Origin of the sequence: Cohnella lubricantis, from assembly GCF_014212015.1 — a bacterium.
Taxonomy (GTDB): Bacteria; Bacillota; Bacilli; order Paenibacillales; family Paenibacillaceae; genus Cohnella; species Cohnella lubricantis.
The window spans coordinates 120,204-132,221 of record NZ_JACJVN010000057.1; the positions used below are offsets into that span (position 1 = coordinate 120,204).

At 58.2% G+C, this 12,018-nt stretch carries 9 protein-coding genes; 6 read left to right on the top strand and 3 right to left on the bottom strand.

The window, feature by feature from the left end; genetic code table 11:
* Positions 1 to 117 precede the first annotated feature (117 nt).
* Positions 118 to 3,393, bottom strand: a complete 3,276-nt coding sequence (locus tag H4Q31_RS15155; RefSeq protein WP_185179890.1) for a DEAD/DEAH box helicase — start codon at positions 3,391 to 3,393, stop codon at positions 118 to 120.
* A gap of 203 nt (positions 3,394 to 3,596) precedes the next feature.
* On the opposite strand from H4Q31_RS15155, the gene H4Q31_RS15160 reads away from it, so the two are divergent.
* The 5 genes from H4Q31_RS15160 to H4Q31_RS15180 are packed head-to-tail and all read left to right on the top strand — an operon-like array spanning position 3,597 to position 8,882.
* Positions 3,597 to 4,682: a GerAB/ArcD/ProY family transporter gene (locus tag H4Q31_RS15160; protein ID WP_185179891.1), complete on the top strand. Its 1,086-nt coding sequence runs from the start codon at positions 3,597 to 3,599 to the stop codon at positions 4,680 to 4,682.
* A gap of 1 nt (position 4,683) precedes the next feature.
* Positions 4,684 to 6,312, top strand: a complete 1,629-nt coding sequence (locus H4Q31_RS15165) for a spore germination protein (RefSeq protein WP_185179892.1) — start codon at positions 4,684 to 4,686, stop codon at positions 6,310 to 6,312.
* Positions 6,309 to 7,421, top strand: coding sequence for a GerAB/ArcD/ProY family transporter (locus H4Q31_RS15170; RefSeq protein WP_185179893.1), 1,113 nt, complete (start codon positions 6,309 to 6,311; stop codon positions 7,419 to 7,421). Before H4Q31_RS15165 ends, H4Q31_RS15170 begins: the two co-directional genes overlap by 4 nt.
* A complete protein-coding gene (locus H4Q31_RS15175) occupies positions 7,418 to 8,635 on the top strand; it encodes a Ger(x)C family spore germination protein (RefSeq protein ID WP_185179894.1) in 1,218 nt (405 codons plus the stop codon). Before H4Q31_RS15170 ends, H4Q31_RS15175 begins: the two co-directional genes overlap by 4 nt.
* A 7-nt stretch (positions 8,636 to 8,642) precedes the next feature.
* Complete coding sequence (locus H4Q31_RS15180) at positions 8,643 to 8,882, top strand: hypothetical protein (RefSeq protein ID WP_185179895.1); 240 nt, start codon at positions 8,643 to 8,645, stop codon at positions 8,880 to 8,882.
* Here the strand turns inward: H4Q31_RS15180 and H4Q31_RS15185 are convergent.
* Positions 8,874 to 9,167 carry a hypothetical protein gene (locus H4Q31_RS15185; protein WP_185179896.1) on the bottom strand — a complete coding sequence of 98 codons (294 nt, stop codon included), beginning with the start codon at positions 9,165 to 9,167 and terminating at the stop codon, positions 8,874 to 8,876. The genes H4Q31_RS15180 and H4Q31_RS15185 overlap by 9 nt on opposite strands.
* A gap of 168 nt (positions 9,168 to 9,335) precedes the next feature.
* Between H4Q31_RS15185 and H4Q31_RS15190 the strand changes: the two genes are divergently transcribed.
* Positions 9,336 to 11,201 carry an LTA synthase family protein gene (locus tag H4Q31_RS15190; protein ID WP_185179897.1) on the top strand — a complete coding sequence of 622 codons (1,866 nt, stop codon included), beginning with the start codon at positions 9,336 to 9,338 and terminating at the stop codon, positions 11,199 to 11,201.
* 82 nt (positions 11,202 to 11,283) lie between these two features.
* Here the strand turns inward: H4Q31_RS15190 and H4Q31_RS15195 are convergent, their stop codons facing one another.
* A complete protein-coding gene (locus H4Q31_RS15195; RefSeq protein WP_185179898.1) occupies positions 11,284 to 11,874 on the bottom strand; it encodes a TetR/AcrR family transcriptional regulator in 591 nt (196 codons plus the stop codon).
* Positions 11,875 to 12,018: the final 144 nt, after the last annotated feature.

Below are 12,018 nucleotides of genomic sequence, written 5' to 3' on the forward strand. Positions count from 1 at the left end.
CCGCCGAAATGCCGCCAAAGAGAGTAACCAGATGGCCTACATGTGCGCCAAACGCCGAAATGCCGCCAACCAGATTACCCGCATGTGCGCCAGCCGCACACGTATCGCCCGCCTGCCTCAGATCATGAGCAGCTCGCGAATGTCTTCCTCCGTCATCGCGGACAGCGACTCCTCGCCCGGCTTGATCACCTCGGCGATCAAGTCCTGCTTGCGCTTCTGCAGCTCCACCATCTTCTCCTCGATCGTGCCCTGCGTCACCAGCCGGATCACCTGCACGACCTTCTTCTGCCCGATGCGGTGGGCGCGGTCGGCCGCTTGCTGCTCGACGGCGGGATTCCACCACAGGTCGTACAGGATGACCGTGTCGGCGCCCGTCAGGTTCAAGCCCGTTCCGCCCGCGCGCAGCGAGATGAGGAAGATGTCCTGCTCGCCCTCATTGTACCGCCGGCACAGCTCGACCCGCTCTTGGGCAGGCGTCTGGCCGTCGAGATAGAAGCAGGATTGGCCGCGAAGCGCCAATTCCTCGCGGATCAGCCCCAGCATCGACGTGAATTGGGAGAAGATTAGCATCCGCTTCCCGCCGCCGAGCGCTTCGTCCACGATCTCGAGCAGCTGCTCGAGCTTGCCCGAATCTCCTTCGTAATTCTCGACGAAGAGGGCGGGATGGCAGCATAGCTGGCGCAGCCGGGTGAGGCCGGCCAATATTCTCATCCGGCTCTTCTGGAAGCCTTCCGTCTTCAAACTCTGCACAGTCTCCGCCTGCAGCCGGGACAAGTACGCGACGTACAGCTTCTTCTGTTCGTCGGTCAGCTCGGACAGCTGGAGCGTCTCGATCTTGTCCGGCAGCTCCTTCAGCACGTCGGTCTTCATCCGGCGAAGAATGAACGGGCGCACGCGCTTCGCGATGCCTTCCCTGGACAGCTCGGCGAACGCGCGCCGGCTGCCGAACAGCTCGGGGAAGACGGCGTCGAACAGCGACCACAGCTCATCCAGCGAATTCTCGATCGGCGTGCCCGTCAACGCGAACCGGTAGCCGGCCCGCAGCAGCTTCACGGCATGCGCCGTCTGTGTCGCGTGATTCTTGATCGCCTGCGCTTCATCCAGGAACAGCGCGTAGAACTGCTGCTTCGCGTACAGCTCCATATCGCGGCGCAGCAGAGGATACGAGGTGACGAGCACGTCGACGTCCCCCAGATCCTCGAGCAGGCTGCTTCGCTCCTGCTTCAAGCCAGCCGCGACGGTGACCCGCAAGTCCGGCGCGAACTTCGCGATCTCGCTCTTCCAGTTGTAGAGCAGCGAAGCTGGCGAGACGATCAGAACGGGAAGCCCGGAGGAGCGAATCTCCTCCTGAGCCGATTCGATGAAGGCGATGCTCTGCAGCGTCTTGCCAAGTCCCATATCGTCCGCGAGGATGCCGCCGAAATGGTAATGCGCGAGCGTCTTCATCCACTGATAGCCGAACTTCTGATATTCCCGAAGCACGCCGCTCAGTGTATCCGGCACGGGGAAGTCGAGATTATCCGGGTTGCGCATATTCTCCAGCAGCTGTCTCAGCGATCGGCTGAACCGGACGCTCTGACCGTGCGGAGCGGCGTTCATGAGCGACAGTCCGCGTACGGCGGAGAGGCCGAACTTCGAGCCCTTGATCTCGTTGCCCGCCACGTCCATCTCGTCCATCAGCCGGGCAATCTCCTGGAAGCTCTCATCCTCGAGCGACAAGAACGAGCCGCTGGATAACCGGTAATACGACTTCTTCTCGACGAGCGTGCGGAGAATATCGCGAATCTCCTCTTCGTCGATGCCCTCCATATCGAAGCTGACCTCCAGCCACTGCGTATGAGCATCGACGTCGATCGTCAGCTTGGGTTGAGCGAGAGGCTGCAGAAGCGCTGTCTTCATGACCTCGGTCGCCGTGACGCGGGTCAGCTTCTCGAGCTGCGGAAGCAGCCGGAATTGGAAGCGGTACAACTCGTCTTCGTCGTCCAGGTACAGCTCGCTGCCATTATATTTGAAGTTCGCCCGCTCGATCAGGCTCATGATCTTGCCTTCCTTCTCCACGTCGCGCAGCAGAATGCGGTCGCCAGCCGCTAGATCCCGGCCGCTGTCGGGGCGCAGCGGATTGATCCGGATATCGCCGTAATTATAGACAAGCCGAGCAAGCAGGCGGCCGTTCAGCCAGTCGAGATCCAGCTTCGCTTCTAGCGGCGGGCTGATGAAGCGGTCCGAGACGGATGCCGCGATCGTTACCTCGCCGATTCGGCGGAGCCCCGGAATGACGCGGTCCATGAACGGCTCTACTTGCGCGGGAGGAATCAGCAGCTGCTTCGCCGGCTTGTAGGCGAACATCCGCTTCAGCTCGTCGATTCGGCGCATCGAGGCTTCGTCCGTGCGATAGAGAACGCAATCGGCGGCGACATAGCCGTAATTATCCAGCACTTGAATGCGCTCCAGCCCGTGAATATCCAGCTGCAGCCCGCCTGCTTCAGCCGGGTTCAGCTCGAATTCGAGCGGGGGCGCATTGTCCTCAATCCATATGCCCTGCTGCTCGCGCATGCCTTGCTCGAACCTGACGTTCGCGGATTGCAGCAGGGGGAGCAGCTCCTCCCACGCGTAAGGGGGGATGATCAAATGACGGTCCTGCTGCAGCGAGTAACCTCCGCCTGCGGTGCGGAAGGCGTCGCGGTAAGCTGACTCGCTATGCGTAATGTCGATCAATCGGCGGATGATCGCTTCATCGTCCGGCTTGAAGATGTGAACCGCGGGATCGTAGGTGAACAGCTTGGCGAATACGAAGGGCAGTTGCTGTTCGACGGCGCCGAGGAACTCCTTAATCCGTTGGACGATGTAGAGCCGCTTGGGGCCGACTCTCATCTCCAGCGCTAGCAGCGGGGAGCGGCTGAAGTCGGAGACGGCCTTGCAGATGAACTCGACATCAAGCGGAACGCGGGAGCCGTGGCCCCCTTCCTCGCCCCCGTATGCGGCGGATGGCGCGTTATCGAATAGAGAGATGATATTCTTGGCGAATTGGATGTCCCGGCTCGAGAAGACAGGCTCGGGCGGACGCGCGGCGGGAGCCGTAGCGGCGGGATTCGGCTTCGGTTCAAGCGGCTGCTGGGCGTTGAAAATATGAATCAATACAGCCGCAATATGCTTGCAATAGTATTGGGAATGGCGGGCGTCGCAGCTGCAGCGGGCATCTTCGACGCCGGAGAGGTCCATGACGATCCGAACGCTGTAGCGAGCGCTGCCCCATACATAGGCGTCGTACCGGCGTTCGGCCTCGTTGAAGTCGGCCTGCATGACGCGTCCCGCTTCTACATATTTCAGTCCCCGATCGTAAGAGACTTGGCCGCACAACAGTTTAATCTGCTGAAGAGATAGCGAACGGCTCATCGGGAGCTTCCTTCCCCGCCCTGTACAAGCGATTTATTTTCTAATATTTCATTATACCACAGCAGGGCAGAGCCAAACGAGGCAAGCCGCCGTGGGCAGGAAGCGAATCGCGCGGGGGGCTGCCGGACCTGGCCGGATGCATGAATTGCCGCGCTGCGTTCCATATTATCAATGCGGTTCCAATTCGTTCCTGCGAGGTCTGTATGCAGAAAATAGTCCAATACGAGCTTGCCGCGGGAATTTTTCTAGTCCAGGTGGGAAGCTCTCCGTTGTTTCTGCTGGCGAAGCCGGCAGGACGCGATGCCTGGATGTCGGTGCTTCTTGCTCTGCTAGCAGGACTGCTGCTGCTTGCGGCCGTTACGTTGCCGATCTATCGCAGGGAACCGGACAGCAGCTTAGCGGAACTGTTGCTCGCATATTTGGGCAAGTGGCTCGGCGGCGCGGTAACGGCAGCATATATGGTCTACTTCGCTTATCAATCGGTCCGCAATGTCCGCGAATTCGGCGATTGGATGCTAATGTACTTGCTGCCGACAACGCCTCTTGGCTTCGTCGCATTGGTGATGATGGCCGTATCTGCCTTTGCGGTTTACAAGGGTCCCGAAGTATTTTTTCGCGTAGCTTTGCTTATCGCTCCCGGCGTCACGCTGATGTATGGGCTGCTGTACGGCCCTATCTTCTTCTCGGATCTGTTCCGCCCGGAAGAATTGCAGCCGGCGCTGGAACACGGCCTGCGTCCGGTCGTGATGGCTGCGCTGCCCACGGTCGTATCCTTCCCCTTCGGGGAGATGGTACTGTTCCTCATGTTCTTGAAATATGGGGGGCGCAGCAGCTTGACGTCTCGAACGACGCTTCTCACCTTCCTATTCGCGGGACTGCTGATCGTGGCCGCGAACGTGCTCTTGATCGGGGTTCTAGGCCCGCTCGCGGACACTAGCGTGATTCCGCTTCTGCAATCGGCCGGTTTATTCAAGATGGTGGAGAGGCTCGATCCGATCGTCCTGCTGCTGCTGTTCGTCGGCGTGTTCATGAAGCAGACTGCCTATTACCTGGCTGCCGTTCTTTGCATGGCCCAGTTGACCGGAGCGAAAGCCCATTACTTCATTGTGCCGGTTGGCGCGCTGATCTACTTGGGGGCGCTTGGCTTCCGCAGTTATATGCAGCAAGTGTCGGTCGGCTTTAAATACAACCTGGTTTATCATTTTCCGATTTTCGAAGTCGCGGTTCCGATCGTGCTGCTTGCGGTCATGCTGCTTCGATCACCGAAAGCTTCGGCGATGGGGGAATAAGATGAGAGGACTCGGAATAAGGCTGCCGTTCTTGAAGCGCCGAGACCATTCCGGCAGGAGGAACGGAGGCGGCGGGAACGGAGGCGGCAGGGGGCCGGGCGGTCCTTCGCTCTCCCGCCAGCTTCAGGCGAACTTGAATGCGATTCGCCGCGAGCTGGGCGATAGCTCGGACCTGACCATCCGACTGATTCGCGACGATTCGGGCCGTGTCCTGGCCGCTGTCGTCTATATCGACGGCATCGTCATTTTCGATACGATCAACCAGATGCTTCTGAGCCCGATCATGGAGCGGGTTCACGAGCTGTCATCCGGCCGCTCCTCCTTGTCCGCCGCCGATATGCGAGCCCTGCTTGAAGCAGGCACGATCCAGCTCGGACGCGTGCGGGAGACTTATGATCTCAGCCATCTGATCGAAGAACTGTTGACGGGATCTACGATTATTCTGTCGGATGGCAGCTCTGTCGCGTTCGCCGCGGCGACGCGCGGAGGCGAGAAGCGTTCCGTCGACGAGCCGAGCTCGCAGACGGTAGCCCGCGGACCGAAGGAAGGCTTCACGGAAGACGTTCAGACGAACATCTCGCTTATTCGCAGACGGATCAAATCCCCGCTGATCCGGGTGGAGAACCGCCTTCTCGGCAAGCATACGAAGACCGTGACCAGCGTCGTCTATATGAAGGGCATAGCGCGGGAAGAAGTGGTGGAGGAGATTCGGCGCCGGCTCTCGAGAATCGAAGTGGACAGTATTCTGGAGAGCGGCTACGTAGAGGAGTTCATTCAAGACGAGGTTTGGACGCCCTTCCCTACGATACAGAATTCGGAGAGGCCGGACGCCATCGCCGCCGGCATTCTGGAAGGGCAGGTAGCGATTGTCGTCGATGGGTCGCCGTTCGTGCTGCTGGCTCCCGTGACGTTCGTCAAGTTCTTCCAATCCAGCGAGGATTATTACCAGCGCTTCGATATCGCGACGTTTCTGCGGGTCATCCGCATGGTCTCCTTCTTCATCTCCATGCTGCTTCCTTCGCTCTATATCGCCATTACGACCTTCCACCAAGAGATGCTGCCTACGCCGCTGCTGATCAGCTTGGCTGCGCAGCGGGAAGGGGTGCCGTTCCCGGCTCTGATCGAAGCGATGCTAATGGAGGTGACGTTCGAAGTGCTGCGCGAGGCCGGTGTTCGCATGCCAAGAATCATCGGCCCTGCGATCTCCATTGTCGGAGCGCTGGTGCTCGGCCAAGCGGCGGTTCAAGCCGGCCTGGTCTCAGCCGCGATGATCATCGTCGTCTCGTTCACGGCTATCGCCAACTTCGTGATTCCGGCGCTTAATATGGCCATTGCGGCAAGGCTGATCCGCTTCGCCATGATGCTGCTGGCCGCCACGCTCGGCCTGTTCGGCATTATGTCCGGCGTGATGATTCTGCTCATTCATCTCGTCAGCCTGAAGTCGTTCGGCGTGCCGTACATGACTCCGTTAGCTCCGCTTAAGATATCCAATCTGAAGGATGTCCTGGTTCGGGCGCCATGGTGGCTGATGAAGACCCGTCCGAGCGTCATCTCGACTGAAGATCGCGTCCGACAGGCGCCGGGGCTGAAGCCGGGGCCTCCCAAGGATAGAGGGGAGCGTGGATCATGAGGAGCGGTCTGACCGTTGCCGAATGCATGGCTGCGATCATCATGATTATCATGCCGACGGCTTATCTGATCGTGCCGACCGCCGTTCTTGACTTTGCCGCCCAGGATGCGTGGATTAGCACGATTGCGGCGACCGCGATTGGAGGCGGCATCGCCGCTTGGCTGGGTTGGTTCGCGGGAAGGAACGGGGACGGGGAATCATTCCTGAATTGGCTGAGCGGCAGGTCGGGAAGAGCGATCGCCTTCGCGGGAGGGCTGCTGCTGGCCTTCCACTTCTTCTCTCATGCTTCTCGGGCACTCAATGAGTACATCAGCTTTCTCAAAGTCAACGTACTGCCTACCACGCCGAATGCCGTGCTGATCGCCGTGACTGTCCTGCTGGCGATGTACGCGGTCGGCCAGGGGATTGTGACCATTGCCCGCATCTGCTTCCTGATGATGATCGCCACGGTCGGCATTTATACGGCGACCATTGTTCTGTTGTATTCGAGAATGCACTTTAGCTACCTGCAGCCGATCGGAGAGAAGTCCATTGGCCATATCGCGGCGGGAGCGTTTACGCCCGTCTGCTGGATGTCCGAGGCGGCCATTATTCTTCTGATAGCTCCGTTCATGGCGAAGCCTCGGCAGGCACCCCGAGCGGTCATATGGGGTGTGCTGCTGGTTGGCTTCATGATGATGTTCATCGTGCTTGAAGCGCTGATGCTGTTCGGGCCGAACGTCGTCAAGTTCCTGCAGTATCCTTCCTTCGAGCTCATCTCAGTTATCCAGTTCGGCGGTTTCCTGGAGCGGATAGACATGTACTTCATTATGTTCTGGATGGTGACGGTGTTCTTGAAAATATCGCTGTTGCTGTTCGGAGCGGTCCATTGCCTGGAGCAGACGTTCCGCGTTCGCGGCGGGAGACAGCTGATCCTCTGGGCGATCGGCTTGCTGCTGACCTTGGATGCGTCCTTCTCCTGGCCCGAGAACTTCGAGATGGAGATCGAAGCCTTCGCTAAGAACGTCTCGCTGATCATCTTTAACATACTGGTTCCGTTCGTTCTATGGCTGGCGTCTTATCTGAAGCTTGGACGAGGAAGCAAGAAGGCGGAGGAGGGAAGAACATGAAGCTCGTCAAACCGGCTGCGGCGCTGCTGTCGATCGTTCTGCTGGCGGGCTGCTGGGATCGGCTGGAGCTGAACGAGCTGTCCATTACGGCGGCAACCGCCGTGGATTGGGACGAGAAGCAGCAATGGGTCGTGTCCTATCAAGTTGTCATTCCTTCCGCGATCTCCGGAGCGATGGGCAACATGAAGGGCGGCGCTTCCCAGTCGCCGATCATCGTCTATTCCACTCACGGCCCGACGATCCGAGGCGCGATCCAGCAAAGCACGTTCGAGAGCCCCCGCAAGCTGTTCTTCTCACACAATCGGGTCGTAGTGGTCAGCGCGGAAGCGGCGCGCCGCGGCCTGGAGCCGCTGATCGACTCTTATCTGCGCAACTCGGAGTCGCGGGAGACGGTTGACGTGCTGGTCACCGAGGAGAGCGCGCGATCCATCCTTCGCCAACTGATGCAGATCCAGACCATTCCCGGCGAAGGAATCTATGAGACGCTTCGCACGGAGAATCGGCTGTTCTCTGCGCTGCCTTCGGTCAATATGTATGAGCTTGCGCTGCAGCTGTTGGGGTCTTCCCACAACGCGGTTATACCCGAGATTCTCATCTCCGGAACGCCCGAGGTGACGAATAACCAGATGATGGGCAACACCAGCTTGCCTTCGAAGCTTCGGCTGGGCCGTCTTGCGGTGCTGAAGGAAGGGAAGCTGGCCGGGTGGCTGTCGCAGGACGAGGCGCTGGGAGTCGCCTTTCTGCGCAATAAGGTGGAACGTACGAACATCTCCGCCCCTTGCAAGGCAACGGAACCGACGCTGGAGACGTCGGTGCGGGTCGAACGCGCGGATACGAAGATCACACCTGTCCGCCGGGGAGACGAACTAACCTTGCAAGCGAGAATTGTAGCGAACGGTACACTGCTGGAGACGAACTGCAGCTTGGACTTGGAAGAGTCTGAAGCGCTGCGCCAGCTGGAGAGCCAGGTCAGGCAGCGGATCATTGAAGTGGTTCGTTCCGGGTACAGCGCAACCCAGCAATTACAAGCCGATGTCATCGGGCTGGCGGACAGAGTTCATCGCAAGTACCCGAAGCTGTGGCATGAGGTCGAACCGGATTGGGCCGCGCGATATGCTCAAATTCCATTGAATCTTCAAGTGGAGTTTACGCTCAAGAGGGTAGGGCTCAGCACCAAATCCTTTAAGAAGCAGTTCGGGCAGGAGGAGGATTAGCCGACGGATGAGAACCGTTCTTATGTTGGTGATCTATGCAGCCTTCGCCTATTTGGGCTGCCGGAAGCTCGACTCAGGCCGGCGCTGGAGGGAGATGTCGCTATTCGCAGGGCTGATCGCATACGGCGCCGGCATTCATCTGGCGTTCATGCGTTCCTGGCCGGTGCCGACGCCGACGCGGCTGGCCGAATCGGCGCTGCTCCCGGCGGGGAGACGGGTTTACTCGTTCTTGCAAAGCTTACTTTAGGGAGACGAGATGGACGAGCTGGGGCGATGCGGCGATCTTAATGACGGCGCGATCTTTGTCGTATTCCAGCCTGCCGGAGCCGGCTTCGGTGTGCGGATCTGAACCCAGCACATAGAAGAGGTCGTCGGCGAGCGTGCGAATGCAGACGTCCCGCTCGGCAGGCGTCAGCTCGCCCCATTCCTCTGAGCTCATCTCGAAAGTCTCGTAACAATCCGGGATATCTTCAAGCGCCTTGCACATCTCGTCTAGAATCTCGTCGTATGGTCTCATGTATCGGATCGCCATTCGGACACATCCTTTCAACTGCTCATTATACCTTATTAGCCGGATTTTAAGACGTGACGGCGGCCAAGTCAAATGTTACCCGGGCTTTTTTATCCCCCCCAAATCGGCTATGATAGGGTGAGGCATTCTACCAAGAGATGAATGACCGTACTTCAGGAGTTGATCGCGATGGCAATTGGACAGCGTTTGAGGGACTTCGTCTCCAAGCCGTTTGTCTTTTTCTCTGTACTTATGATTCTCAAAATCTATCTCGCCAAGTTCGCTGTATTTAACGAGGCTGAGACATGGCTTGCGCTGGCGACCGGCATTCCTTCCGTATGGCTCGTCTTCTCTCTGATCGAGCTGCTATTGCCGAAGAAGAAGCTTGGCGCTTATCTGGTCGCGAATCTCGTGATGACCAGCATCTACTTCGCCGTGATTATGTATTACAAATATTTCGGCGTTATCGTGACGTACACGGCGTTATCGCAAGTGAATCAGGTGACGGAAGTCAAGGGAAGCGTGTTCTCCCTATTGCATCCCTATTTTCTGCTGATCTATGTCGACGTTGTCATTCTGTTCTTCATTCTGATCTTCAGCAAGCGGGCAAGGGCCTGGGGGCGAAGCCTCCGAATCCGTGAACGGACGCCGCTGTTCAGCGGCCTGGCCGTGCTATCGCTCGCCGCTTGCGTATTCAGCGTCATGCCGAACAAGGGGAGCATGAACGAGATTCTGCAGGCGCAGAACATGGGCATCCTCAACTATGAGGTCTACGTCGCCTTCGCATCCTCCAAAGACGCTCCGGTAGATGTGTCGAACATCACGCAAGCGGAGATCGACAAGCTGAAGGGCGAGCCTGCGCAGACAGAGACGCCGGCCTATTGGGGTTCAGCCCAAGGCAAGAATGTCATCATCATTCAGATGGAGGCTTTCCAGAACTTCCTGCTGGGGCTGAATATCGACGGAACCGAGATTACGCCTAACCTGAACAAGCTGATGAAGGGCAGCCTGTACTTCCCCCGCTTCTTCCAGCAAGTCGGACAGGGCAATACGGCGGACGCCGAATTCGTCGTTAACACGTCGTTCTATGTGCCGCGCGACGGCGCAGCCTCGCAGGAATACGCAGACAAGGAGCTGCCAAGCGCGCCGCGGACGTTCGCCGCCAACGGCTACGACACGGCCACGTTCCATACGAACAGCGTGGAATTCTGGAACCGCAAGGCGATGTACCCGGCGCTCGGCTGGGATAAGTATTACGACAAGGAGTTCTTCGGAGACGAAGACACCGTCATGTTCGCCGCTTCCGACGAAGTGCTCTACGCGAAGACAGCGGACAAGCTGGCCGAGATGCAGAGCTCCGGCAAGCCATTCTACACGCAGATCATCTCAATGTCCGGCCATCATCCGTTCAACATTCCGGGACGCAAATACAAGATGGATCTGCCTGATCGCTATGAGGGTACGCTGGTCGGCGACTATATCCGAGCGCAGAATTATTCGGACTGGGCGCTCGGCCAATTCATAGACAAGCTGAAGGCGAACGGCGTCTGGGACAACAGCCTGGTCGTCATCTACGGGGATCATCAAGGGCTGCCGATCTACTCGCTCACCTCGGCCGAGAAGAAGCTGATGAAGGACGACATCTACCACCGCGATTACACCGTTCAGGATATGATGAACATTCCGCTGATCCTGAAGCTCCCCGGCGATCAGCAGGAAGCGCAGGTGATCAATCAGGTCGGAGGTCAATCGGATATCTTCCCGACGATCGCGAACTTGGCCGGGATCTCGCTGGCGGACCATATCCACTTCGGCGAAGATCTGCTGAATACGACGCACAACGTGCTGCCGCAGCGCTACTACTTGCCAACGGGCTCGTTCATCAACGATACGAGCGTCTTCGTCCCCGGCAAGAGCTTCAAGGACGGCACGGCGACGCCAATCGGCGGAGGCGAAGGCAAGGGAGAAGCGACCCAGGAGGAATACGACGAGGCGCTGCAATTGCTCAGCATGTCGGATGCTTATGTCCGCTCGCTGCCTGACCGCAAGGAATAGAGAAGATAGCAATAAAAAGCGACAGTCTAGGACGAGGATCCCCGTCCTGGCTGTCGCTTTTGCTTTTCACCCTAGCCCTTCGTTAAATACCGGCGTAGAGCTTGCGATAATACTGCTTGATCTCTTCCTTCGAGAAGCCGAGGGTGTCGCGCATGTGCAGATAACCGGCCGGGTTCAGCGAGCAGAGAATAACATGGGCTTTGATCTGCGGGTCAACCTCGCCGGAATTGGACGGAACCTCCTGAAGAAGCTGGGTTAAGATACGCTTCAGATTAATATAGATGGGCGAACGGAAGAATGCTGTTTTATCCTCGGCGGACATATGGACGCTATGGAGCGGGATGAGCAGTTGAAGCTTGTCGTCGATGAAGTCGACCAGCAGATCCAGCGCGCCGCCCAGCCGCTCGGAGGGGGACAATGTGTCCGATGTAGAGCTCGCATACCGCTCGGCGGCGCTGATCGCTTCGGCTCCCGCATCCTCGATCAGGTCGCAGCACAAGTCGCCTTTATGCGCATAACGCCTATACAAGGTGCCTTGCCCGATACCGGCAGTCTTCGCAATCTGGTGCATGCTGACGTCTTCAACGCCGTGTTCTTCGAACAAGGACTTGGCTGTCTGCAGAATAAGCCGGCGGTTGTCGGCGGCATCGCTGCGTTCTCGGCGTGTCGGCATTATTCTCACTCCCGGTCTGGCAAATTTAACAAAGGAACTCATTGACATCCGGACAATTGTCCGCTAACATCGAATTATACCGGACAATTGTCCGGTTAAACAAAGGCTTGCTTCCTGAAAGAGTTCGTGAACCCATTCTACAGC

Bases quoted from the DNA above. Each gene is read 5' to 3' on its own strand.
- H4Q31_RS15195 (WP_185179898.1), bottom strand. From the start codon at position 11,874: ATGCCGACACGCCGAGAACGCAGCGATGCCGCCGACAACCGCCGGCTT.
- H4Q31_RS15185 (WP_185179896.1), bottom strand. From the start codon at position 9,167: ATGGCGATCCGATACATGAGACCATACGACGAGATTCTAGACGAGATG.
- H4Q31_RS15175 (WP_185179894.1), top strand. From the start codon at position 7,418: ATGAAGCTCGTCAAACCGGCTGCGGCGCTGCTGTCGATCGTTCTGCTG.
- H4Q31_RS15190 (WP_185179897.1), top strand. From the start codon at position 9,336: ATGGCAATTGGACAGCGTTTGAGGGACTTCGTCTCCAAGCCGTTTGTC.
- H4Q31_RS15165 (WP_185179892.1), top strand. From the start codon at position 4,684: ATGAGAGGACTCGGAATAAGGCTGCCGTTCTTGAAGCGCCGAGACCAT.
- H4Q31_RS15170 (WP_185179893.1), top strand. From the start codon at position 6,309: ATGAGGAGCGGTCTGACCGTTGCCGAATGCATGGCTGCGATCATCATG.
- H4Q31_RS15160 (WP_185179891.1), top strand. From the start codon at position 3,597: ATGCAGAAAATAGTCCAATACGAGCTTGCCGCGGGAATTTTTCTAGTC.
- H4Q31_RS15155 (WP_185179890.1), bottom strand. From the start codon at position 3,393: ATGAGCCGTTCGCTATCTCTTCAGCAGATTAAACTGTTGTGCGGCCAA.
- H4Q31_RS15180 (WP_185179895.1), top strand. From the start codon at position 8,643: ATGAGAACCGTTCTTATGTTGGTGATCTATGCAGCCTTCGCCTATTTG.